This is a genomic window from Mucilaginibacter jinjuensis, from assembly GCF_028596025.1.
Classification (GTDB): domain Bacteria; phylum Bacteroidota; class Bacteroidia; order Sphingobacteriales; family Sphingobacteriaceae; genus Mucilaginibacter; species Mucilaginibacter jinjuensis.
The window spans coordinates 2,112,674-2,137,447 of sequence record NZ_CP117167.1; the positions used below are offsets into that span (position 1 = coordinate 2,112,674).

General features: G+C 42.7%; 17 protein-coding genes and 1 tRNA gene. 15 read left to right on the top strand and 3 right to left on the bottom strand.

Features of this window, described 5'->3' with window-relative positions:
- The first annotated feature begins 13 nt into the window (after positions 1-13).
- From PQO05_RS09635 to PQO05_RS09645, 3 genes are all read left to right on the top strand, one after another.
- The gene (locus PQO05_RS09635) at positions 14-1,444 is read left to right on the top strand and encodes an alpha-amylase family glycosyl hydrolase (RefSeq protein WP_273632525.1); all 1,431 of its coding nucleotides are present in this window, start codon (positions 14-16) and stop codon (positions 1,442-1,444) included.
- Positions 1,445-1,694: 250 nt separating this feature from the next.
- On the top strand, positions 1,695-2,879 hold the full coding sequence (locus PQO05_RS09640; protein WP_273632526.1) for a helix-turn-helix domain-containing protein: 1,185 nt from the start codon (positions 1,695-1,697) through the stop codon (positions 2,877-2,879).
- A 13-nt stretch (positions 2,880-2,892) separates the two neighbouring features.
- Positions 2,893-3,879: a 2-hydroxyacid dehydrogenase gene (locus PQO05_RS09645; protein ID WP_273632527.1), complete on the top strand. Its 987-nt coding sequence runs from the start codon at positions 2,893-2,895 to the stop codon at positions 3,877-3,879.
- On the opposite strand, the gene PQO05_RS09650 is transcribed toward PQO05_RS09645, so the two are convergent.
- Positions 3,880-4,962 carry a winged helix DNA-binding domain-containing protein gene (locus tag PQO05_RS09650; RefSeq protein ID WP_273632528.1) on the bottom strand — a complete coding sequence of 361 codons (1,083 nt, stop codon included), beginning with the start codon at positions 4,960-4,962 and terminating at the stop codon, positions 3,880-3,882. It lies immediately after the preceding gene.
- Positions 4,963-5,334: 372 nt separating this feature from the next.
- Between PQO05_RS09650 and PQO05_RS09655 the strand changes: the two genes are divergently transcribed.
- The 10 genes from PQO05_RS09655 (at position 5,335) to PQO05_RS09700 (ending at position 20,787) form a co-directional block, all read left to right on the top strand.
- On the top strand, positions 5,335-7,905 hold the full coding sequence (locus tag PQO05_RS09655) for a BamA/TamA family outer membrane protein (protein WP_273632529.1): 2,571 nt from the start codon (positions 5,335-5,337) through the stop codon (positions 7,903-7,905).
- Positions 7,906-7,970: 65 nt separating this feature from the next.
- Positions 7,971-8,489: a hypothetical protein gene (locus PQO05_RS09660; protein ID WP_273632530.1), complete on the top strand. Its 519-nt coding sequence runs from the start codon at positions 7,971-7,973 to the stop codon at positions 8,487-8,489.
- Between the two features lie 477 nt (positions 8,490-8,966).
- Positions 8,967-10,481 carry a TolC family protein gene (locus PQO05_RS09665; protein WP_273632532.1) on the top strand — a complete coding sequence of 505 codons (1,515 nt, stop codon included), beginning with the start codon at positions 8,967-8,969 and terminating at the stop codon, positions 10,479-10,481.
- 22 nt (positions 10,482-10,503) lie between these two features.
- Positions 10,504-11,685 carry an efflux RND transporter periplasmic adaptor subunit gene (locus tag PQO05_RS09670; RefSeq protein WP_273632533.1) on the top strand — a complete coding sequence of 394 codons (1,182 nt, stop codon included), beginning with the start codon at positions 10,504-10,506 and terminating at the stop codon, positions 11,683-11,685.
- 47 nt (positions 11,686-11,732) lie between these two features.
- Positions 11,733-14,987, top strand: a complete 3,255-nt coding sequence (locus tag PQO05_RS09675; RefSeq protein WP_273632535.1) for an efflux RND transporter permease subunit — start codon at positions 11,733-11,735, stop codon at positions 14,985-14,987.
- Between the two features lie 2 nt (positions 14,988-14,989).
- Entirely contained in the window at positions 14,990-18,289 is a 3,300-nt protein-coding gene (locus tag PQO05_RS09680) for an efflux RND transporter permease subunit (protein WP_273632536.1), read from the top strand.
- A 10-nt stretch (positions 18,290-18,299) separates the two neighbouring features.
- Positions 18,300-18,731 carry a MarR family winged helix-turn-helix transcriptional regulator gene (locus PQO05_RS09685; protein ID WP_273632537.1) on the top strand — a complete coding sequence of 144 codons (432 nt, stop codon included), beginning with the start codon at positions 18,300-18,302 and terminating at the stop codon, positions 18,729-18,731.
- A gap of 649 nt (positions 18,732-19,380) precedes the next feature.
- The gene (locus PQO05_RS09690; protein WP_273632538.1) at positions 19,381-20,013 is read left to right on the top strand and encodes a TlpA family protein disulfide reductase; all 633 of its coding nucleotides are present in this window, start codon (positions 19,381-19,383) and stop codon (positions 20,011-20,013) included.
- 134 nt (positions 20,014-20,147) lie between these two features.
- A tRNA-Cys gene (locus PQO05_RS09695) sits at positions 20,148-20,219 on the top strand.
- A gap of 214 nt (positions 20,220-20,433) precedes the next feature.
- Positions 20,434-20,787 (top strand): winged helix-turn-helix transcriptional regulator, encoded by a 354-nt coding sequence (locus PQO05_RS09700; protein WP_273632539.1) that lies wholly within the window; start codon positions 20,434-20,436, stop codon positions 20,785-20,787.
- 70 nt (positions 20,788-20,857) lie between these two features.
- On the opposite strand, the gene PQO05_RS09705 is transcribed toward PQO05_RS09700, so the two are convergent.
- Positions 20,858-21,622, bottom strand: coding sequence for a DUF1223 domain-containing protein (locus PQO05_RS09705; RefSeq protein ID WP_273632540.1), 765 nt, complete (start codon positions 21,620-21,622; stop codon positions 20,858-20,860).
- Complete coding sequence (locus tag PQO05_RS09710) at positions 21,622-22,137, bottom strand: hypothetical protein (RefSeq protein WP_273632541.1); 516 nt, start codon at positions 22,135-22,137, stop codon at positions 21,622-21,624. Before PQO05_RS09710 ends, PQO05_RS09705 begins: the two co-directional genes overlap by 1 nt.
- Positions 22,138-22,447: 310 nt before the next feature.
- Here PQO05_RS09710 and PQO05_RS09715 point away from each other — a divergent pair, with 310 nt between their 5' ends.
- Together PQO05_RS09715 and PQO05_RS09720 are read left to right on the top strand one after the other, a co-directional pair.
- Positions 22,448-23,515, top strand: a complete 1,068-nt coding sequence (locus PQO05_RS09715) for a sensor histidine kinase (protein WP_273632542.1) — start codon at positions 22,448-22,450, stop codon at positions 23,513-23,515.
- Positions 23,502-24,218 carry a LytR/AlgR family response regulator transcription factor gene (locus tag PQO05_RS09720; protein WP_273632543.1) on the top strand — a complete coding sequence of 239 codons (717 nt, stop codon included), beginning with the start codon at positions 23,502-23,504 and terminating at the stop codon, positions 24,216-24,218. The genes PQO05_RS09715 and PQO05_RS09720 overlap by 14 nt, the downstream gene beginning before the upstream one ends.
- The last annotated feature ends 556 nt before the right edge of the window (positions 24,219-24,774 follow it).

Here is a 24,774-nt window from a genome sequence, read left to right on the forward strand (position 1 = left end):
GAGGATTTAGAAGATGAAGATCAACACAAACACAAAACTTAAAATGCCCAATATTATATTGGCTGCAATGCTGGCAGGCTCATTAATGGCTTGCAGCAAAAGCAGCAAAGATAGCGTTGCCCCGGTAACGCCGGTTGTGCCCCCGCCAACCGATACTTATAAAGACCCTGCGGCTTACGGCACACCTTTTACCGGTGTTGCCGACCCCAAGGCTATTGTGATGTACGAGGTAAACATCCGCGCCTTTAGTCAGGGAGCTAACCTGCAGGGCGTAATTGCCCGTATGGATTCTATTAAAGCGCTTGGCGTAAATACAATATGGTTAATGCCTGTCTATCCCGTTGGCGTGGTTAATGCGGTAGCGCCACAAGGCTCGCCGTATGCAGTTAAGGATTATAATGCCGTAAACCCGGCTTTTGGTACAATTGACGATCTGCGTTCGGTAGTATCAGAAGCGCATAAACGCAACATGTCGGTTATCCTGGACTGGGTGGCCGATCATACCTCGCCCGATAATGCCTGGACTGCCAATAAATCCTGGTATCAGCAAAATTCATCAGGTGCATTGATTCCGCCTCCGGGAACTAATTATGCTGATGTTGTTGCCTTGAATTACAACAGCACCGCTATGCGTACCGCCATGATCAGGGCTATGAAATACTGGGTTTTAACCGCCAACGTAGATGGCTACCGCTGCGATTATGCCGACCCGATCCCTGCCGATTTCTGGAAACAGACTTTAGATACATTGAAGAAAATACCTAACCGTAAATACATTTTCCTGGCTGAAGGCAGCAAGGCAGAGCAATTTACTGCAGGCTTTCAGTTAAACTACGGTTTCGATTTTTACAATACCTTGAAAGGCATATTTGCAGGCACACAAGCGCCAAGCAGTATATTCACCACCAATACCAATGAGAATAATACACTGGCTGCTGGTGGTATGAAACTGCACTACACAACCAACCACGATGTAACCCTGTCTGACGGCGCTACGGTTACCATTTATAACGGCAAACAAGGTGCTTTGGCTGCATTTGTTTTGGCGGCATACTTAAATGGCGTACCCATGATCTATGATGGACAGGAGGTAGGATCGGCCAAAAAGACCACCTATTTTGGCCCCGACCCTATTGACTGGACAACCAACCCTGATATGACGGCCGAATACAAAAAGATCATCGCTTTCCGCAGCGGGAGCGAGGCTGTTAAAACCGGGGCATTAACCGTTTACAACAATACTGATGTTATTGCTTTCGAGAAAAAATCGGGTACCGATGATGTTTTGGTTTTAGTAAATGCACGTAATAGTGTGGTTAATTATGCCATACCAACAGCCCTGCAAAACACCAATTGGACCAATGGTTTAACCAATGCTGATGTTTCGTTATCCAGCCAATACACCTTTCAACCCTATACTTATTTAGTGTTGCGGAAAAAATAGTTCGTGTAACGGAATGCATGTTGCAACGGGTTATTTTACATGTAGCCCGGGTTTATAATTTATGTATAAACCCGGGCTATCTTTTTTATGAGTTTACGGCAACTTCATATAAATATGTTTTAAATTTAAACTGTCATTTATTTGTAATCTCAAACACTGTTACTTATATTGCCTGTATCTAATTATTGATTAAGTTTTTAAAACCCATAGACAATAAGCCCCTCTATTGTTTTAAAGAATATCAAAAGTTATGATTGTTGAATTTTTACCTTATTATTTTTTTGCTGCCGGAATAATTGGACTGATAGTGTCCTTAATCTTATTACTGACTAAAAATTATTTTAGTCAAAAATTGTTTTTAAGCATTAGCTTAATTAGTATCACCATTTGTGCATTTAACGATCTGTGTTATCTTACCGGCTTTATAGCCCGTATACCCTATTTGTATATTTTGTCGCGTGCGGTTATGTTTTTAGTAGCGCCGTGTTCCTATTTATATATCCGTAATTCGTTTGGCGCCATACATAAGGTAAAGCGGTACGATTTGCTTCATTTTATACCCTTTTTACTTTTTATCATCATTGCCACTAATATTTGCCTTACAGATCCTAACGGGTGTATGAAGGTTATAATGAACCGCGATAATAACGGTGTTGCCTCCTTCAATTATATCGAGAATTTATATTCGTTAAATATGCTGTTATGGCTGTTCTATATCGGGATGCAGATAGTTTGTATCCTTAAGTTTGAGCAGCAGAAAAACAAACCGGATAGTTATTATGATTATAAGGTGGTAGATTGGTTGAAATTTCTTAACCTGCTGCTGGTTATTGTGTTCTTTTTATCGATGATTAATAAAATGCATATCGACAGTAACCGTAATTCTGATCTGATACAAGGCTTTACCTTATCGTTTATGTTGCTGGTTGCTGCTTTTTATTTGTTGTCAAACCCGGTTATTCTTTATAATATCAACCAATCAAGCGGTACTACTCAGTCAATTGAAAAGGCCCATATTCAATACAAAGACGAAGAAGTACCCTGTGTAACTCAATTGTTTGGCGACAAGCAAAAAGAAAAGTATTTGCAAGTATTAAATGAGTTGTTTACCCAGCAGAAACCATTTCTAAAAAAAGGCTTTACCATCAAAGATCTTTCGCAGTTAACATCCATCCCAACGCATCACCTTTCTTACCTCATTAACCACGAGTTTAACCTGCCATTTCAGGATTTTATTAATCTGAAACGTATTGAGTACATGAAAACCAATATTACCAGTGCCGAATGGGAGAAATTATCGTTAGAAGGTATCGCCTGGGAAGTTGGCTTTAACTCCAGAACAACATTCTTCAGGTCGTTTGTGAAGTTAACGGGTATCTCACCATCAGAGTACATGCAGTCTCTTGAAAGCCAGAATAAAAACGTAAGTGCCTAAAACATCATCTGCCATGAAAATAGCGCTATTCAGTGCCTGCCAATATGATCAGGATTATTTTAATGAGTTTAATACAGGCCATCAACTCACCTATTTTGTTGATGCATTAAATGAACAAACCGCCATACTGGCCAAAGGCTATGATGTTATTTGCCTGTTTGTGAATGATGTGGTTAATAAAACAGTTTTAGAAACCCTGAAAGCTAATGGTGTAAAGCTGATTGTACTGCGTTGCGCCGGGTTTAATAATGTGGATATAAAGGCAGCTGATGCTTTAGATATACCTGTGCTGCGTGTGCCCGCCTACTCGCCCGAAGCCGTTGCCGAACACGCTATGGCGCTTATTCTAACACTGAACCGTAAAACACATAAAGCTTACAACAGGGTACGCGAAGGCAATTTTTCGCTCGAAAAACTAATGGGCTTTAATCTGCATAACCGTAAGGTAGCCGTTATCGGTACCGGTAATATTGGCAAGGCGCTGTGCAATATATTAAAGGGCTTTGGCTGCCAGATTAGTGCGTACGATATTTACCCTGATGAGCAACTGAAAGCTTTAGGCGTAGTTTACGGTACGCTGGAAGAAACATTGGCCGGTGCCGATATTGTTTCATTACACTGCCCGCTAATGGATAGTACCAAGCACATGATCAATAAAGAAACCTTAAAGTTGTTTAAGCACGGTGCCATGCTGATTAATACCAGTCGCGGCGGCCTTATTAACACTAAGGATGTAGTAGAAGCCTTAAAAAATTGCCAGTTGGGCTATTTAGGTTTAGACGTTTATGAGCAGGAGGGTGGCTTGTTTTTCAAAGATAACTCTGAAGGTATTATTCAGGATGATCTGATCACCCGGTTAATCTCATTCCCTAATGTATTGATAACCTCGCACCAGGGATTTTTTACTAAAGAAGCTATGGAGCAGATAGCTACTACCACCTACAATAACATCGAGGCCTTTATCAATAAGGCAGAGTTGGTGAATAGAGTGGTGGTGTAATTATTCTTCATTGAATCCATTAACCTGAGGTGCTAATCCGAGATATTTGCCGAACCGCCTGGCTTCTGACATTAATTTCTGCTGAGCGCGTTTATCGATGGGCTTAAACAGTTCGGGATCAATTATTACCTTATTTTTAGTAAGGCTGCGTTTCCAGATCCCGGCTACCTGGCCATCGATGATAATAAGCGGTTTAAATATGCCATTACCTGTGGCTTTATTATAATCGGTTGATAACACGCTCGAGCGATCTTTATAAGCAACGGTGTACTCGTCAAAAGCGGGTAGTAACTGTGCAGATTTACTTTTGTTAGATTGCTTTTCTGCCTCACCGTAAAACCAATAAGTTTGTCCGTTTACAATTTCAGAAGCTAAAGCCTCCTTATTCATTGCTAAGCCGTGCTTGCTGTCGCCTAAATTTAACCCGCTCCACCAGGCAAAATCCTGAAGGGTGGCTGGCCCATGGCTGTAAAAATATCGTTTGGCCAGTTCGGCAATAGCGGCTTCGCGATCTAATGTCGATGTGGATTTAACTCTTTCATGCAATAAAGCATGGGTAAACTGTTTACCTTGCTTAGCGCCGCTGCAAATCAGTCCGTCCAGTTCGGCATCCATCAAAATAATGCCGAGCCTGATGTCATCTGTATTAATCCCTTTTTCAGCATAATAGGGTAACAATTGCTGCCGGGTTAAGTGCTTGTTGCCTGTTAGGGCTTCAATCAGGATGTCTTTACTTTTATTAAGCGTATCCTGGTTAATGTCCAGCTGTTTGTGCATGCTTTTACTCATGGCCTTGATATGTGGAGCGGTAAGTTGCAGCATCCAGCCAATATCTTCGGGGCATACAAAGTGCCAGGTAGGCCTTAGTATGTGGGTACGTAATATTTTACCGGCGTTAAAATCTGCCTCAATTTGCAGGTCGGTTAAACCTTGCACCCGGTTTGCAATTGCCCATTTAGCGCCTGCAAAATCCTGTGACTGGATACAGCCCATCCAGCTAACGAGATCTGCTGCTTTAGTTAATTGTGGTTGCGTTAGTTGCTGGTTTATGAGGCGGAGATGTGCTATCTGTTTACTATCCATCCGTACTAAATTAATTATAAATTGTGCAAATGATGAACGGGTTATGTTTGCTGCGCATCATTTATTGAAACAATAACGTATACCGCTTTCATCGCAGGTTTCAATGTTTTATCTTAATGTCGATTTTTGGCGGATAAAAGCGATATTTAGTTTAACTAACGATATATCGCAAATAAATTTCAGTCGCTAAATAGGTAAAATACTATTAATCAGCGCTTTGGTTGATGGTATGTTACTTGTGTATTAATTACAGCTTTCTTTAAATAATTGAATATTTTTAGGGGCGCTTAATATTCTCTCTGCTTAAGGCTTTGCATTGTTAACTCCTTACAATAAAAGGGGCATAATTTAAGACTCTACTTAATTAATAATATGTTTAAAAAGTTACTCTTCGTTTTATTCTTAATCTTCCTGACGTACGGTAGCCGGGCCCAAAAAATTGAGTCTGCTGCATGGCAAATATTTCCGGATAGTGTTGTTGTAAAAGTGCATGCTTCGTATGATAACGTGAGCGGCATACACCGCTGGCTTTTTGGCGAAAACTACCGTAAGGACTGGGCTATGCCGGTTAAGTTGCCCATCATTAAGCTCTCGCAACTGAATGGCGGATTAACGCCGCTGCGCGAGGGGGGCGGTATGGAATCAAAATCATTAAGGCTGCGCGATAAAAGCGGCAGGGAATGGGTGATCCGAAGTGTGGAGAAATCACCGGATAAATTATTGCCCGATAATTTAAAAGGAACATTTACGGTTGATTGGGTGGGCGATGAGTTTAGCGGACAGCACCCATACTCGGCCTTAATAGTACCCCCGCTGGCCGATGCTGCAAATGTACCCCATGCCAATCCGGTTATCGGCGTAATGGCTGCCGATAGCGCTTTGGGTAAGTACAATAAGATTTTTACCGGCATGGTAGTTTTAGTTGAAGAACGTGAGCCAACCGGAAAATCGGACAATACCATTAACATGGAGCATGAGCTGATTAAAAGTTACGATAATCGCTATGATGCCCGTGAGTTTTTACGTGCCCGTTTATTAGACCTTTTAGTTGGCGACTGGGACCGCCACGAAGACCAATGGCGCTGGGCATATACTAAAGACGGTAAAAATAAAATGTATGTAGCTGTTCCCCGCGACCGCGACCAGGTTTTCCACGTTAATGAGGGCGTGTTTCCAAGCCTGGCATCTTTGCCCTGGATAGACCCTGTGCTGGGAGATTTTACCAGTGATATTCCGCGTATCAGGTATTCGATCTATAAAACCCGTTTCATGAAAGGTTTTCCTGATAATCAGTTTAGCTATGATGAATGGATGAAAGTGGTTAACGACTTCGTAAAAGCCGAAACTGATGAGGTGTTGGAAGCCGGATTAAAACGCCTGCCTGCAGAAAGCTATAAATTCCGCCATGATGAGTTGCTGAATATTTTGAAGAAACGCAGGGACAATATCCCGGCTGCCATGTCCGAATATTATCACTTCATTAACCGTATTGTTGATATTCACACTACCGATAAAGATGAGCTGATCACCGTTACAGATGCGCCGAATGATGCCTTAAAGATCTCTGTAGATAAACTGGATAAGCACGGCGAGGTAAAAGGCAATTTTATGACCGCAACTTATCACCCCGATATTACCAAAGAGATCAGGATGTATGTATCGGGTGGAGATGACCATATTGTTGTTGATACCAAATCTTCTATCAAATTAAGGTTTATAGATAGTACCGGGCAAAAGACCTACGAGGTTAAAAATTCGAGACGCGTTATCCCGGTTTATGGATCACAGGATAGTCTTACGTTTACAGGTAAGGTTGGCAAATTGAATAACCATATTTCTGCTGATACCAATGCCACCCGTTTTAAGCCTACCAACCCTTATAATGTTTGGGCGCCACTGGCCACCGCTGCATTAAATAAGGATGATGGCTTTTTGCTGGGCTTAGGTTTTAAATATACCGGTTATGATGGTTTCCGTAAGCTGCCGTATTCTACCCAGCAAACCTTAATGCTTACGCACTCTTTTGCAACCAAAGCCTATCGTTTAAAATACGAAGGTGAGTGGATGCAGGCTGTAGGTAAAGCAGACTTCACCATGAATGCCTATATCCTGGCACCGGGCAACACCGTAAACTTCTTTGGCCAGGGTAATGAAACACCTTTGGTTAAGATGGATGATTACCGCCACTATTACCGCACCCGCTATAATGTTTACCAGTTCGATCCTGCTTTGCGCTGGCATACCGGTAAGGGTAGTACTTTTAGTGTTGGGCCATCATTGCAATTCTATCATTTAGACCCTGAGGATAATACAGGCCGTTACATTGTAAGCATGCCGCATATTACCTCGTACGATAGCCTTACCACAGATAAAACCCGTGCACATTTAGGCTTTCGGGCTATATACACCGCCAATAAACGAAACAACAATATATTGCCTTATTCGGGCTATTACTTCCAGGTTATTTTGCAGGGATATGAAGGTTTGAACAGCAATTCAAAAGCATTTGGCCAGATTAAGCCTGAGTTTACCTATTATCAGCCACTTGATAGTAAGGGTACGTTTGTACTTTCAGACCGTGTTGGTGGTGGTATCAGCGTGGGGAACCCTGCTTTTTATCAATCGATGTTTTTGGGTGGGCAGGGCAACTTGTTAGGTTATCTGCAATACCGCTTCGCCGGTAATGATATGGTGTACAACAACTTCCAGGCAAGGTTAAAGCTGGCTGATATTGCCAGTTACATTATCCCGGGTCAGTTGGGTGTAACAGGGTTCTTCGATACCGGCCGTGTTTGGGTCGATGGCGAACACTCTAACCTATGGCATACCGGTACAGGCGGAGGTTTATATTTTGCTCCGGCCAGTTTAACGGTAATACAAATAATAGCAGCGCACTCTAATGAAGGCTGGTATCCTTATATTTCTATGAATTTTAGATTGTGATATGCTTAATAAACAGTAACTTAATGATAAAATAGTTATATACGTTTCACTAAAACCTCACAGTTATGCCAAATCATTTATCAGTACTCGGAATCATCCACACTGCAATCAGTATCCTGGCCATATTTGCAGGTATCATTGCCTTAATTAAAAGTGGAGTTATTGAACCCAAAAGCACATTTGGGAAATGGTATATTATACTGACCGTATTAACCTGCGTAACCGGTTTTCCTATTATGCGTACAGGGCATTGGGGGCCTGCGCATACACTTACTATTATGGTGCTTGTGTTATTACCTCTCGGTATTTATGCAAAATCATTAAAAGTATTTGGGAAGAAATGGCAGTACGCGCAAGTTATTATCATGTCGGCCACTTTGTTTTTATCATTTGTACCGGCGGTTAACGAATCATTTACCAGGTTGCCAATCTCACATCCGCTGGCAGCCGGCCCGGATGACCCATTGGTTAAAATGGGTTTACTGGTGATCTTTGTACTTTTCCTTGCCGGGGTAATATACCAGGTATTGGTACTAAGGGCACGCCGTAAAATGCTTGCCAACATGGAACCGTTTAATTCGTAAGTTTTATAAATCATTAAAAAGGCCGTTTCTTTAATAGAAACGGCCTTTTTTGTTTTTTCGAAATAATTGATAGTAGAAACAATTTGTATAATTAACTTGTTTTCAATAGCTTATAGAGGAATACGACATCTATAACTTATAATAAAAACAAACAGTGTACCGGGTAACCATTTTGCGCCGAAATTAACTGTATCATGTTAAATACTTGTGAAGCGACTTAATGATGTATTAATTGTATGATAATACATACTTTTAAGTCAGTAAAAGTAACGATGTGTTACTGATTTGGGCAATTTAACAATATTGTTACCGGGTATAACGGATGTTTTTATCATTTTTGGACAACCCCTATTAATTAACCGGAGACACGCTTGTGTTTTTTGTATCAAGGCTATCTGCTTAAATTTTTAGGAATAAATTATAGAAGTTTTATTTGAACATGCGCCGTCCCGGTAGGGGACGTTGATATTTATTTATATGGGTAAAATCCGGTTAGTATTTCTTATTTCAATTTTAAGTGCATCAACAGTATATGCACAAAAGGTGCCGCCGCGTAAGCAGGCAATAGTAGATCCTGATATGCCGATGCCCGATGCCAGCAGTGTTGTGGTAAAGGCCGACAGCAGCCATAATGTGGCGGGCGCATTTATGTCGCTTCAGCAATGTATCGATTATGCCATGATCCATCAACCTGGCTTAAACAAAGCATTAATCAATGTAAACATCGCCCACGAAACAAATGCAGTTAATTTAGCGCCTTGGTTACCGCAGGTTAGCGCAAGTGGAAACTTAACGCACTATATCCAGTTTCCGGCAAACGGGGTTATTACTACCCAGGGCGGTACCACAACAACCACAGGCGGTACTACCACCGGAGGAACAGGTACAGGTACAGGCGGAACGACAGGTACCGGTACAACTGGCGGAACCACAACCTCAACTTCTACTTCGGGAGTTGCAACTCGTACAGCAAATACGTTTATCCCGCAGTTAGCCGTATCGCAGGCTATATTTAGCCCGAGCCTTTTGTATGCGGCTAAATCGGCACCGTTATATGTAAAGCAGGCACAGCAGGTAACAGACAGTACTAAAATATTCCTGGTATCGGCCGTAAGTAAAGCATACTATAATGTATTGCTTACGCTGGAGCAGATCCATGTTTTAAAGGAAGATACCGCGCGTTTAGGTAAAAATGTACGCGATACTTATCACCAATATATTGGCGGTATAGTTGATGAAACTGATTACGAAGAGGCTACCATCACCCTAAACAATTCAAAAGCCCAGTTAAAACAGGCTAATGAAAACGTAGTTCCGCAATTTGCGACATTGAAACAGGTGATGGGTTTCCCTGCCGAACAAGAGTTTAACGTAAGCTTTAATACCGACCAGATGATGCAGGGTATCTACATTGATACCACCCAGCAACTGAATTACGAGAAACGAATTGAGTTTCAACAATTGGGTACCGAGAAAGCTTTGCAGGCACAACAAACCGCCTATTATAGGTCGGCTTTTCTGCCAACAGTAGGGGCGTTCTACAATTATAACCGTCAGTTTGCTAATCAGCATTTCTCTAACGTTTTTGATAGCTCTTACCCAAGTTCGCTCGTAGGTTTGTCTGTTAGTATTCCAATTTTCACAGGTCTTGGCCGTGTGCACAGCATCCGCAAATCAAAACTGCAGGAGCAACTGCTTAACTGGGACGAGACGGATTTGAAACTACAGATCAATAAAGAATATACCACGGCAAACGCCAACTACAAAAGCAACCTGTACAATTTGCAGCTGCTGCAAAAAAACGTAGCAATGGCTAAAAGAGTATATTTTGTGGTAACCCTGCAATACAAACAAGGTATTGTGGCTTACCTCAACGTAATTACTGCCGAGTCTAACTTAATTACATCCGAAATAAACTATCTGAACGCGCTGTTCCAGACCCTTTCAAGCAAAATAGATCTGCAAAAGGCAATGGGCAATATCACTTATTAACACCATGAAATCAACAACCTCTATGAATAGAGTACTCTTAAATACCATTTGTATAAGCTGCCTCATTTTAGGTGCCTGTAAGAAAAAACAGCCGCCTGTTAACACCGAGGTTCCTGTAAACTTAATTAAGGTTAAAGCTCAGTCTGTTTTATATTTCGACAAGTATCCGTCAACCACGGCTGCATTAAGCCAGGTGAGTTTGTTGCCGCAGGTACAGGGCGCTATTACCGGCATATTTTTTACCGAGGGTAGCCACGTAACCAAAGGCCAGAAACTGTATGAAATTGATACCCGCATTTATCAGAACAACTATGATGCTGCGGTAGCTAACCTGCGTGTGGCACAAAGCACACTTAAACAATCGCAACAGGATGCAGATCGTTATGAGTACCTGAACAAATACAATGCAGTTGCCAAGCAATTGTACGATCACGCGATGATCACCCTCGAGAGTTCAAAAAGCCAGGTAAAGGCTGCGGATGAGGCTGTTAAAACAGCCAAAACCAATTTGAACTATGCAGTTGTAACAGCTCCGTTCTCTGGTACCATCGGCTTTAGCCAGGTAAAACTGGGTAATGTGGTAACAGTGGGTAGCACGGTGTTAAACACCATCTCTACCGATAGCCCAATGGCTGTTGACTTTGTAATTAATGAGAAACAACTGCCGAAATTTGAGAAACTGCAAATGGAGAAAAAAGCGCCGGTAGATTCGTTGTTCACCATTTTATTACCTGATGGTTCCCTTTATCCAGAACAGGGTAAGATCTCGATCATCGACCGCGCGGTTGATTCGCAAACAGGTTCTATCCGGGTTCGTCTGGTATTCCCTAATGCTCAAAACTTACTGCGTGTGGGTATGAGCTGCGTGGTGCGTGTGCACAACCAGGATACCAAACCACAATTGGTATTGCCAAACAAAGCCGTGGTTGAGCAAATGGGCGAGTACTTTGTGTACATAGCTAAAGATAGCACCATTACCAACCCTAAAGCACCTGCCGATAGTGCTAAGACCAAGAAAGCCTTGGTTGCCGCACAAAAGAAGGTTCAGATTGGCCAGACTATTGGCCCGAACGTGGTGATTAAGAGCGGTATTAATGAAGGCGATAGGGTAGTTACGGATGGTGTACAATCATTGCATGACGGATCGCAGATTACAACTGCTAATAAAGTAGGCCCAAGCACCGGCAAAGGTGGTAAGGGTTAATAGATATTTACATACGCGCTTCTGCATCTTACGATAGATGAAAATATATGATTGCTAATACCTTTATAAAAAGACCGGTAACGGCTATAGTAATATCCATTGTACTGGTAATTACCGGTACGGTGAGTATTTTACTGCTGCCGATTGACCAGTACCCTGATATTACCCCGCCTGTTGTACAGGTAAACGGCCAGTTTACTGGTGCCGATGCCCAAACTGTTGAGCAAACCGTTGCCACGCCTATTGAAGAGCAGGTAAACGGTACGCCGGGCATGGAATACATGCAGAGCAACAGCACCAACAACGGCCTGATGCAAATGAACGTAACGTTTAAGATAGGGACGGATATTGATGTGGCTGCGCTGGATGTACAAAATAGGGTGAGTATTGCCACACCTTTACTGCCTGCCGTGGTAAGCCGTTTAGGTTTAACGGTACGTGCCGTAAACCCAAGTATGCTGATGATGGTTGCTATCTATTCACCAAAGAGTACGCACAACAACACCTTCCTGGATAACTACACCAATATATTTGTGCAGGATGCCTTGCTGCGTGTGCCGGGTGTAGGCAGCATTAACCGTTTTACGGACGACTTTAGTATGCGTATCTGGATGAACCCGGATAAGATGGCATCCTACAGCTTAACGCCAACGGATGTTATTAATGCGCTGAATGCCCAAAATGTGCAGGTTGCTGCCGGTACTGCCGGTGTGCCGCCCCAATCATCAAGCCAGACTTATGAGCTGGGTATTTTGGTTAACGGCCGTTTAAGCAAGGTGCCCGAGTTTGAAAATATCATTGTTAAAACTAACCCAACCACAGGTGCTTTAATTTACCTGAAAGATGTTGCAAGGGTAGAGCTGGGTAAGTTTACCTTCTCGAGCAACTCTTTTGTGGATGGCCACCGCGCTTCATACCTGCAAATTTACCAGGCACCGGGAAGCAACGCTTTGGAAACTGCCAACGGTATTTATGCTGAATTGGCTAAGTTAAAGCAATCATTCCCTTCGGATGTTGAATACTCTGTTCCGTTTGAATCGGTTACCGTGGTAAAAGTTTCGATGCAGGATGTGGTGGGCACGCTGTTAAAAACATTGGGACTGGTTGCCGTTGTGGTATTCCTGTTCCTGCAAAACTGGCGCTCAACCTTGATCCCTGTATTGGCTATCCCGGTATCCATATTCGGTACGTTCTGTTTCTTTATCCCGCTGGGTTTTACCATCAATACCCTAACCATGTTCGGTTTCGTATTGGCTATCGGTATTGTGGTGGATGATGCCATTATCGTCGTCGAGGCCGTGCAGCATTATATCGATCATGATAAAATGTCGCCCAAGGAAGCAACCTACCAGGCCATGAAAGATATTTCGGCACCGGTTATTGCCATCGCCTTAATTCTGGCGGCGGTGTTCGTACCGGTAGGCTTTATCCCGGGTATCGTAGGTAGGTTATATCAACAGTTTGCTATCACCATCGCAATTTCGGTAATGATCTCGGCCTTTATCGCCTTATCATTAACACCGGCTTTGTGTACGCTGTTACTGAAACCTACACCTGAAGGTAAAAAGATGAACGCCTTGAACAGGTTCTTCGCCAAATTTAACGACTGGTTTGACAGGGTTACGGCCAAGTACACCAATGGTGTTAAATGGAGTATTAAGTCATCGCGATTGATCATTATATTACTGGTGGCTATTTGTGCCGGGGCTTACTTTATGTTCCAGGCTAAACCATCGGGCTTTATCCCTTCTGAGGATGATGGAAACTTATACGTTACTTACCAGTTGCCTCCGGCATCGTCAACCGCACAATCTGTTGATGTAATGCAGCGCTTAATGAAGGTGATAGCATCTACACCGGGTGTGGCGCACTATGCAGCCTTGTCAGGATTGAACGTGGTGACTAACGCAAGTAACTCTAACAACGGTACTATTTATTGCCAGCTGAAACCATGGGACGATCGTGGTAAATCGAGCGAACAGGTACCGGGCATTGTTGGCGTATTGCAAAAACGCATTAACGACGCAGGTATTAAAAATGCCAACGTTCAGGTAATCCAGCCTTCGCCTTTACCGGGTGTGGGGCAAACCGTTGGTTTCAGTATGCAGATTGAGCAGCGTAACACCAACGATAACCTGCAGGATTTTGAAAAGGTGATCGACAAGTTTTTAGCCGCTGCCAATAAAAATCCGGCTATATCTAAAGCCTTCAGTTATTACCAGGCACACACACCAAACTATAACCTGACTGTTGATCGTGAGAAATGCGAAAAACTCGGCGTAAACATTGCCGACGTATTTACCACCATACAGGCTTATATGGGTAGTTTGTATATTAATGATTTTACTACTTACAACCGTACCTTCCACGTAGTGGTGCAGGCTGATACCCTGTTCCGTACTAAAATAGAGGATATGGATAAGTATTATGTGCGCAACTCTGCGGGCAACATGGTACCATTGGGTACGCTGATCAGCTATAAGCCGATTGCTGCGCCGCCGCTGGTATCGCACTTCAACATTTTCCGTACTGCGGAGATTGATGGTACATCTGCCGAAGGCTATAGCAGTACTGATGCTTTGAAGGCTTTGCAAGAACTAGCCACCAAAACATTGCCTGAAGGATACACCTTCGAGTTTTCTGGTCTAAGTTATGAAGAGCAAAAAGCGGGTTCAACCACCATCTATATCTTCATGTTCTCTATCACCTTTGTGTTCCTGTTCCTGGCGGCATTGTACGAGAGCTGGTCGGTACCATTCTCGGTATTACTGGCCGTGCCAATCGGGGCATTCGGTGCTATCCTGGCCTTACTCTTTGTGCCTACGCTCACCAACAACGTTTACGCGCAGATCGGTTTGATAACGCTCATCGGTTTGGCGGCAAAGAACGCGATCTTGATTGTGGAGTTTGCCAAGGTGCGGGTTGATATGGGCGAAGAGCTGATCAAATCAACACTCGAGGCAGTAAGCCTGCGTTTGCGGCCAATTATCATGACCTCGCTGGCCTTTATCCTCGGTGTGCTACCGCTGGTACTGGCAACGGGTGCAGGTGCGGTGGCAAGGCAAACTATTGGTTATACGGTATTGGGCGGTATGTTTGCCGCATCAACCATAGCCATCTTCATAGTGCCGGTATTGTATGTGGTGATCACGCGTTTCTCTTACGGAAAAGAAAGACTGGAAGCATTACAGGCCAACCGCGAAGAATTAATAGCCAAAGCCAAAAAGGTAGAGGCACAAAATATCGATCCTGAACTGGAGTACGAAATACAAAAATCACGTGAATTAAGTAAACAGGGTTAAGCATGATAGCGAATACTTTTATCAAAAGACCGGTAACTGCGATCGTTATATCTGTTGTATTAATGATCTCGGGATTAATCTGTCTTTTCAACCTTGCGGTCGATCAATATCCTAATATATCCCCACCGAGTGTTTCCGTAAACGGATCGTACACCGGTGCCGATGCCGAAACGGTTGAGCAAACCGTTGCCATACCCATTGAGGAACAGGTAAATGGTACGCCCGGCATGGAGTACATGCAAAGTACCAACACCAACAGCGGTGGTGTGGGGATCCGTGTTACCTTTAAAATAGGTACTAACGTACAAGTGGCTGCGCTTAATGTGCAAAACCGGGTGGGTATTGCCTCGCCGTTATTACCGTCGGTGGTAAGTAAGCTGGGTTTAACGGTGCGTGCCAGTAACCCCGATCAGTTAATGCTGATTGCTATTTACTCGCCGAAAAAATCGCACAACATTACTTTCCTCGATAACTACACCAATACGTTTATTAAGGATGCCATACTACGTGTACCCGGCGTGGGCGACGTAAGTGCCCGTACCGACGTTTTCAGTATGCGGATCTGGATGAATCCGGATAAAATGGCCTCGTATGGTTTAACGCCGGGCGATGTTAGTGCCGCACTGAACGGCCAAAACGTATACGTGGCAGCCGGATCTGTTGGTGCACCGCCGCAGCAAAACTCGCAGACCTACGAAACCGGGATCCTGGTAAACGGGATGCTGAGCAAGGTATCAGACTACGAGAAAATTATAGTGCGTACTATACCTGCTACGGGCCAGTTAGTTTATCTGAAAGATGTAGCGCGGGTTGAGCTGGGCAAGTTTACCTTCTCCAGCAACGCGTTTGTTGATGGTAACCGTTGTTCAACCATACAGGTTTATCAATCGCCGGGCAGTAATGCCTTGCAAACAGCCGAAAACGTATACGCAGAGTTAAAGAAATTAAAAACGGCTTTCCCAGCTGATGTTGATTACTCTGTGCCTTACGAGTCTGTAACCATCATCAAGGTTTCAATGGATGAGGTAATTGGGACGCTGTTAAAAGCATTAGGGCTGGTTGCCATTGTGGTATTCCTGTTCCTGCAAAACTGGCGATCAACCCTGATCCCGATCTTTGCCATCCCGGTATCTATCCTGGCAACATTCTGCTTCTTTATACCACTTGGATTTACCATCAATACCTTAACCATGTTCGGTTTCGTACTGGCCATTGGTATTGTGGTGGATGATGCTATTATTGTGGTAGAGGCCGTGCAACATTATATCGATGAGCAGCACATGTCGCCCAAGGAGGCTACCTACCATGCCATGAAAGAGATTTCGGCGCCGGTAGTGGCTATTGCGTTGATCCTGGCATCTGTGTTTGTGCCGGTAGGCTTTATACCGGGTATTGTGGGCAGGTTGTACCAGCAGTTTGCAATTACCATTGCTATATCGGTTGTGGTATCGGCATTTATTGCGCTGTCATTAACCCCGGCCTTGTGTACCTTATTATTAAGGCCGAGCCATCATGAAACATCCAAAAACTGGTTCGATAAGTTCTTTTTCCATTTCAACAGGATCTTTGATAAAATAACCTTCAGGTATACCAACGGCGTTCGCCGGAGCATTAAGGGGGCACGTTATATTGTACTGTTGTTATTATTGATTTGTATTGGTACCTGGCTTTTATTCAGGCTTAAACCATCGGGCTTTGTGCCGTCTGAAGATGGCGGGCGTTTATATATTACGTATCAGTTACCAGAGGCATCATCAACTACACAATCGGTTAACGTGATGACCAAGATGATGAAGATTGTAACCAAGACACCGGGCATATTACATTATACGGCGATATCTGGTTTCAACATTCTGAACGGTGGTGCTAACTCTAACAACGGCTCCATGTTCTGTATGCTTACCCCATGGGATCAGCGTACCACACCGGCCACCCAGATTGAGGGTATTACCAAGGCGCTCAAAGTCCGCTTTGCTAAAGCCGGTATCAAGAATGCCAACATTGTGGTTATCCAACCGCCGCCTATCAGGGGTATTGGTTTGGCCGCAGGTTTCAGTATGCAGATTGAGCAGGGTAACTCGAGCGATGATATCCACGCCTTTGAAAAGGTAGTACAAAACTTTGTGGCCGAAGCGCATAAAGTACCTGCTATTTCAACTTCATTCAGTTATTTTTCGGCTCATACCCCAAGTTATCAATTGACGGTTGACCGTGACAAATGCGAAAAGATGGGGGTAAATATATCTGATGTATTTAGTACCATGCAATCGTACATGGGTAGCTCGTTTGTAAATAACTTTACGCTTTATAACCGTACCTACCACACCGTTATCCAGGCTGATACTACTTATCGCGCAGTTATTGGCGATATGAACAAGTATTATGTACGTAACTCGGTTGGTAATATGGTGCCGTTAAGTACGTTGATCAGTTACAAGGCAATTTCTACCGCACCGCTCATCTCGCACTTCAACATTTTCCGTTCGGCCGAAGTTGATGGCGCTATCCCGCCGGGCTATAGCAGCGGGCAAAGTTTGGAAGAATTAAGAAAACTGGCCGCACGTGTTTTACCGCGAGGCTATACCATCGAGTTTTCGGGACTTAGTTACGAAGAAATCAAGGCAGGTTCTACAACAGTATACATCTTTATGTTCAGTATCCTGTTTGTGTTCCTGTTCCTGGCTGCACTGTACGAGAGCTGGTCTGTACCATTCTCTGTAATGCTGGCGGTACCTATCAGTGCCTTCGGTGCTATCCTTGCGTTGACCTGCGTGCCTACATTAACTAACAACGTGTATGCACAGATTGGTTTGATTACTTTGATCGGTCTCTCAGCCAAAAACGCCATCCTGATTGTGGAATTTGCCAAATTACGTGTAGACAGGGGAGAAGAGCTTATCAAATCGACCCTCGAGGCTGTGAAGCTGCGTTTGCGACCGATTATCATGACATCACTTGCCTTCATATTAGGTGTATTGCCATTGGCCCTGGCTACAGGTGCGGGTGCTGCATCGCGTAATACTATTGGTGTTACCGTGTTGGGTGGGATGATTGCATCATCAACCATATCGATATTTATTGTGCCTGTGCTGTTTGTGTTGTTCACCAAGTTCTCGTATGGTAAAAAGCAGCTGGATTGGCTACAGGCACACCATGAAGAATTGCTGGAGAAAGCCAAGAAGGTAGAAGAGCAAAATATTGATGCCGAGCTGGAATATGAGATAGAGCAATCGCATCGCGAAAATAAAGCCGACCGGGAAAAGCACGGTAGGCTTAACAGAAGTGGATTTAATACCCCTTAAATATAACGTTATGAAACAAGTTCAATTAATTTCACGAAGCTTAAGGCAGATCAACAATCTTTATAAAAAGATGCTGACCAAAGAATTATCTGCCTTTGAACTCGACCATCATTTCGAGGCCTTGCTGATGCTTGCCATACAGGAACGGCCGATAACCCAAAACCAGTTGGCGGAGCTATTACAGGTTGATAAATCGCGTGTGGTAAGTATTATATCTTACCTGGAGCAAAGAAAGCTGATTTACATTGAGCGTAACCCTGCCGACAGGCGCGAACATTACATTCATTTATCGCCCGATGCGGTATCATCAATCCCGCACATTGAACGCAGCGTGGAGAAAATAAACGAAGTAGCGGAGTTTGGCATTGAGCATGAAAAGCTCGTCACTTTCTTCGAAGTATCAGAAATGATCCAGCAAAACTTACTAAAGCAGGCTATTTAGCCATGAAAGCCGGAAGATAATCTTCCGGCTTTTTTGTTGCTGCACCCTGGCTTGTCATGGAATGGGGGTGGAACTTTCCACCTGTTCTATGTTACAAACCTAAAAGTCATTAAATTCAAAAATATTATTCTTAATTATCTGAATATGAGTTAATTAAAATGATGTTTAAACATGTGTCCGTTCCACTTTTGCAGACCTAAAAGTATTTATTTTCTAACCTAAAAGTCATTGCATTAAACGCGATAAGAGGGTCTGAAAATATTTTCAAAAAAAGACTACTAATTTGGTAGATTATTTTTAATTTTGTTTCATACAAAGAAAAGATCACCATATTGGATGTCAGGCAGCCGGTAGTGATCACCAGATAAAATGATGAAATTAATTAGCACAACATACCAAAAATCATTAAGCAGCTTTACCTGTAGCTGTTGTATGTGTTGTTGTTAATTAGATAGGAGAAGAGGCCACCAGCGCCCGCAGTTCATTTACGCAATCATTTATATCACAATCCAATGTCTTCGTTTAAACAGGTATATCTATTCATTCAGTCCATTTATTATAAAGCTGTTTACGGTTTAAGTTATTGTTGTTGCTAAGAACCTACCTTATCAATTCTTAAAACATTCAATAACATTTAAATCTTAAAATTATGCTTAATAATAATCTGAAATTCCCGGCATTTGATACGCTTGAACTTATCACCGAGCTTGAATACAACATGCAAACCTATACCAAATTAAAGCCTGCAAAACCCGGCGATTTTATCAATGGCTTAAGCCAAACCAAGAATAAGCTGCACCCGTACTTTGATGAAAACGTTTATAATCAATCGGGCATTGCATTTTCTTATACCAAAAAGCCACTGGTGCTCTATTTTTATTCGAGCCAGTGGGGCGCAAGCAGCATTGCGCATTTAAAACAATTAAATACCCAATTGCAGCAAATTCAATATCATTACGGTAACCTGCTGGTGGTTACAGATAACGAGGATGATATAAAACAAGCCCTGTGGGACCACAGCTTATCGCTTCAGTATTATATCGACTCAAAATATGAACTATCTGAGCTGTTAGGTATTTATGCCGATAGCAGCCCTGCATGGAACCGTTATGCAGGGGTAGATCAAAACGTGCCGTTGCCATCGGTTTATGTTTTAGATAGTTTGCGCCAGGTGGCGTTTGCGCATGCTAACGAGGATATATTAACAGGCTTGCCGCTGAATTATATTACAGAGGCAGTTTATCAGTCGAACAAGTATTTATCTAATAAACGATCGGCATAAAATAATCTATTATTTCCGATAGCAGTTTATCTGCCAAAGCTCCATACAAAGAGCACCGGGACAGCAGCTAAAGCAGAAAATAGCTATTGAGGGGAATGCTATGCAAAAAATTATGGTATAGCATTTCATTATAGGGTAGGGTGGCCGAGTGGTTAGGCGGGGGTCTGCAAAACCTTTTACGGCGGTTCGAATCCGCCTCCATACCTCAAATTAATAGTATGGACAAGCATATACAGCGGTTTACACCTTATTAAAGCTGGTGGTGTAGTACTGTCACTGCATTCCCCTAAATTTAGGGGAAGACCACAGTTTTTGCCTTTTGCAAGAAACGATGATAAGGGGTAGAATTTATGCTAATCAAACTTGTAAGCATACTGTAGAGATTAATAAAATTCAGAAACACTAATTAATATTATACCGATGGCTACCATTTTAAAGAACAATGTAACCAATAACCATCTGAGGGTACTGGAAAATACCACCGAAGTAAACGATGTGCTGCGTACCATAAGCACCCGCTGGAAAATGATGATCCTCTATGATATTTCGCAGGGGGTAAACCAGGTTAATAAAATAAAGGCCGCATTCCCAACGGCATCAGATCACATGCTTACCCAGCGCCTGCGTGAGCTGGAGGCCGAAAAATTTATTGAAAAACAAGTAGTGGGCGATGTTGTACCTGTACAGGTTAGTTATTCTTTAACTACTAAAAGCCGTGCTTTACTGCAAATTATCAAACAATTACAACAATGGGGATTGCATTGGAAAGACTGATCTGAAAAATTTAAAGCCCCGCCGGTTTATACCGGCAGGGCTTTGGTGTAATTATATGTGGGATGTGTGTTTACATGGTTTCGCCAATGTTTAATGCGGTGGCCGAGGTGATATTTAGATTTTTAGCATTCTGGGTGTAAACAATCAGTTTCAGGGCCTTGTTCCTTAAATCGGCAGGTATCTCCATATTAATTTTGCCCGATGAGTTGCTGATAGGCGCAGTAACAAACTGCCGTACAATATCTATATGTTGTAAAGTGCGGCCCTTGTTTTCGCCCGCCTTTATCTCGCTCACTTCTTCTTTCTGCACAAGGGCCACATTAATTACATCTTTTTTGTCGAAAGAAATGGCTTTGTATGTCAATTCGGCTTCACCGTTTTTGGCGGATACGGTGTATTCGATGTTGGTTTTTCTTTTGCTGTTCTTAGTGGCTTGGTTTATAGCTGTATGTATTTTATCAGCTTCAGACCCAATCATCTCCTGTTTACCATTGATAACCATTTGCGGGGTATAGGCTTGTACCTTTAAAGCTGTATTATAGGCATACTGCCTTTTACTGAACGCCGGGCTGCTGTATTTATCTTTCCACCCTAACTTATCCCAGTAGTCTACATGAAATTCGAGCAGGTAAACATTGGTGCCCGCATATTCCTGATCAAGCTTCTTGAGCAGCGCCTCTGCTGATGGACAGCTTGAGCATCCCTCTGAAGTAAAGAGTTCGCACACAACAAAGCCGTTGTCATTGCTAATGGCGTTCTTAATAGCTTTCTGTTCCCGGGAGCTTGCGCCTGCTGTTTCGCACAGCAAAAACAGAAGGATGATTATCTTTTTCATTACAATTGGTTTTCGTATACCGTTGGCTTAGCATAGTACTTCGAAGCAATATAGGTTATTGGCAAGGCAATACAAATGATAAGGATAATGAGGTTTACAAGCGCAGGCACAGGTTGAAAAGGTCTCCAGCCTATTTTACTTAACGGCACCACGCAAAAGGTCATGATAATAAATACAAAGGTACCATATATAACTGCATTTAAGGCCACGCTTTTGTGCAGGAAACTAATGTAAGGGTAGCTGAAAAAGTAAACCAGGGTAAATGATAAGGCTATTATATAATGCATAATTAAGCCCTGTACGGCTATTGTAGTGCCGCCGGTAAAAGCATCTTTACCATACAGTGCGCTTGCTACAAATTTAAACACACCAGCCCAGTTGCCTTTACCCAGTATAAATGTGGCTGCCAGGGCATCTAATGTACCTGCAATAAGCCAGCTTACGATAACCACCAGTATAAAGCCTTTATTATTATTTATTCTTTCTGCAAATTGATAATGAGTTTGGATATCCATATTAAATTGTTGTGTTAGATTTTTTGAGGTTGATTTAATTACCCATACAGGCTCCCTCGCGAAACCTGTATGGATTATCTGACTTAATGACTCAACTAATTCATCGCTAAATGAAAAATTGTGACAGGCAAATATTAATGCTAACACAGCCATATTATAATTAAACCTATATAGGTACCGCTGTGAGCTACGTACGGCCGATAACTAAATGCGTTTAACAATCGTACACGTTAAAGCGCCATTGGTATACTTTAAAGCACCTTTGATGGCAATATTGATTTTTTGGCCAAATAATAGCGACCTTTAAATAGTGAAGAGTAAGTTTTACAGGCATTTATTGTTTTGGTTTGTCTGCTGTATGCAGGGTGCCTGGTTTGAGTACGCATGGATCCACGACATGTTTGCGGCCAATAAAATGTGGCACGTTTGGAAGTTGGCAATTATATTCAGCCTTGCCGTACTGCCGGCAAAAATGACCCTATCTTATTATGTGATGCAGTATTCGATCAACGATCTGCTTAGAAAGAGGGAGAGTACTGTTAAGGTTGCTGTCAAGGTTATTTTAGCAGTTATTATTTCCATATTTATTTATCGCCTGGGGCGCTATTATATCGTTAACCCGCTGTTGTACCCAACTACAAAGTATGTTTTTTCTGATAATTTTGGCATTACGCTTTGGTTGTCGGCTTTGATTGATATTGGCTACGTGGCTGCACTGGCAGTATCCTTAACATTGCTGAGGATGCAGATCGGTCACCTCAGAACAGAGAAGCATCTGGTGAAGGATAAGCTGGAGACTGAGCTTAAGTTTCTGAAAAATCAGATCAACCCGCACTTTTTGTTCAATACGCTGAATAACATTTATGGCCTCGCCCGTAAAAAATCAGACCAAACGCCTGATGTGGTTATGAAGCTTTCGAAACTGCTTCGCTTTATGCTGTACGAATCGGGCAAGGAGTGGATTACCATTGCCGAAGAAATACGCATACTGGAAGATTATGTTGAACTGGAAAGGATAAGATATAATAACCGCCTCAAAATTTCATTTGGCAGGGAGATTGATGATAAAGAACAGCGCATTACGCCGCTCATTCTGTTGCCGTTTGTAGAAAATGCTTTTAAACATGGCCTTAACGAAACTACAGGCAACACCTTTATAGAAATTAAGCTGGGCCTTAAAGCCGGCCGTTTAAATTTTGCCGTATACAACACGCAGGATTATAAAGGCGAAAACGAAATAACAGAGAAAATAGGGCTCAGCAACGTACGCCGCCAATTAGAATTAATGTACCATGATTTCTCGCTGAAACTGGATAACTTGTCGGATAGTTTTAATGTAAACCTGGAGGTAAACCTAAACAGCCATGCAACAATATAATTGTATCATTATTGAGGATGAACCCCTTGCAGCCGAAATACTGCAGGACTATATTGCTGATATCCCATTCCTGACACTCAAAAAAACGTATGGCGATGCCCTGAGTGCATTAGACGACCTGAGGTCGAACGATGTGGATCTGATCTTCCTCGATATTAACCTGCCCAAACTAAAAGGACTGGAGTTTATCCAAACGCTAAAAAATCCGCCGCATATTATTATCACTACCGCTTATCATGAGTATGCCTTGCAGGGCTACGATCTTAATATTGTAGATTATCTGCTTAAACCCATCGAATTTAGTCGTTTTCTGCGGGCCATTAATAAATTGAAGATGTTAACCTCGGCAAAGGCTGCGGTTTCTCCGGTTTTTATCCCGAGTGATACCAATTACATGTTTGTAAACACCGGGAAAAAGAAGGTGAAGATCTACTTCAATGATATTCTGTATATCGAAAGCCTGAAAGAATACGTGCGCATTTTTACACCCGATAAAACGGTAACCACCAAATTCCAGCTGGGCCAAATAGAAGAACAGCTCCCCAAAGCTGATTTTCTGCGTATTCATCGTTCGTTCCTGGTGGCCAAAGAGAAGATTGATGCCTTTACCAGTACCACAATGGAGATAGGGGCTAAGCAATTACCCATTGGCCGTAGTTACAAGGAATTGGTCATGAATATCCTTGATCGTACTGTGAGGTAGTATTACATCTTATTAGGGAGTCTAAGCACTTCTGTCTACCCCTTATTAAAGTTAGATGTAGTAGCACTGTCACTGCCTTCCCCTAATTTAGGGGAACACCACTGTCTGTGCAACTCGCAATGGCGTTAATAAGGGGTAGAATTTAGGTAAATCTCTGTCTCAGCAGGGTTTCTCGGAGAGGACCCTGCGTTCTGCTTTATGGTATTTATTTACTGTCGTAGACCTGTCCTCATACGCAGGGTCCTCTCCGAGAGACCCCGCTGAGGCGAAAGTCTACCCCCTTATTAAAGTTAGATGTAGTAGCACTGTCATTGCCTTCCCCTAATTTAGGGGAACACTACTGTCTGTGCAACTTGCAATGGCGTTAATAAGGGGTAGAATTTAGGTAAATCTCTGTCTCAGCAGGGGTAATCTCATAGCCACAAAATCCAGTTAAATTTAGATGGTATTTTGCATACGTAAAATATCCATTACTATTTGTGCAATCGATTGCTTTTTATTGAAATTTAATTCATATTTGTTTCAACGGGCTGGCCTTAATGTCCGCAACCAATTA

Excerpts from the sequence above, each read along its gene's own strand:
- PQO05_RS09655 (WP_273632529.1), top strand. The coding sequence starts at position 5,335 with ATGTTTAAAAAGTTACTCTTCGTTTTATTCTTAATCTTCCTGACGTAC.
- PQO05_RS09670 (WP_273632533.1), top strand. The coding sequence starts at position 10,504 with ATGAATAGAGTACTCTTAAATACCATTTGTATAAGCTGCCTCATTTTA.
- PQO05_RS09705 (WP_273632540.1), bottom strand. The coding sequence starts at position 21,622 with ATGAAAAAGATAATCATCCTTCTGTTTTTGCTGTGCGAAACAGCAGGC.
- PQO05_RS09700 (WP_273632539.1), top strand. The coding sequence starts at position 20,434 with ATGGCTACCATTTTAAAGAACAATGTAACCAATAACCATCTGAGGGTA.
- PQO05_RS09680 (WP_273632536.1), top strand. The coding sequence starts at position 14,990 with ATGATAGCGAATACTTTTATCAAAAGACCGGTAACTGCGATCGTTATA.
- PQO05_RS09710 (WP_273632541.1), bottom strand. The coding sequence starts at position 22,137 with ATGGATATCCAAACTCATTATCAATTTGCAGAAAGAATAAATAATAAT.
- PQO05_RS09675 (WP_273632535.1), top strand. The coding sequence starts at position 11,733 with ATGATTGCTAATACCTTTATAAAAAGACCGGTAACGGCTATAGTAATA.
- PQO05_RS09635 (WP_273632525.1), top strand. The coding sequence starts at position 14 with ATGAAGATCAACACAAACACAAAACTTAAAATGCCCAATATTATATTG.
- PQO05_RS09645 (WP_273632527.1), top strand. The coding sequence starts at position 2,893 with ATGAAAATAGCGCTATTCAGTGCCTGCCAATATGATCAGGATTATTTT.
- PQO05_RS09685 (WP_273632537.1), top strand. The coding sequence starts at position 18,300 with ATGAAACAAGTTCAATTAATTTCACGAAGCTTAAGGCAGATCAACAAT.
- PQO05_RS09665 (WP_273632532.1), top strand. The coding sequence starts at position 8,967 with ATGGGTAAAATCCGGTTAGTATTTCTTATTTCAATTTTAAGTGCATCA.
- PQO05_RS09690 (WP_273632538.1), top strand. The coding sequence starts at position 19,381 with ATGCTTAATAATAATCTGAAATTCCCGGCATTTGATACGCTTGAACTT.
- PQO05_RS09640 (WP_273632526.1), top strand. The coding sequence starts at position 1,695 with ATGATTGTTGAATTTTTACCTTATTATTTTTTTGCTGCCGGAATAATT.
- PQO05_RS09660 (WP_273632530.1), top strand. The coding sequence starts at position 7,971 with ATGCCAAATCATTTATCAGTACTCGGAATCATCCACACTGCAATCAGT.
- PQO05_RS09650 (WP_273632528.1), bottom strand. The coding sequence starts at position 4,962 with ATGGATAGTAAACAGATAGCACATCTCCGCCTCATAAACCAGCAACTA.
- PQO05_RS09720 (WP_273632543.1), top strand. The coding sequence starts at position 23,502 with ATGCAACAATATAATTGTATCATTATTGAGGATGAACCCCTTGCAGCC.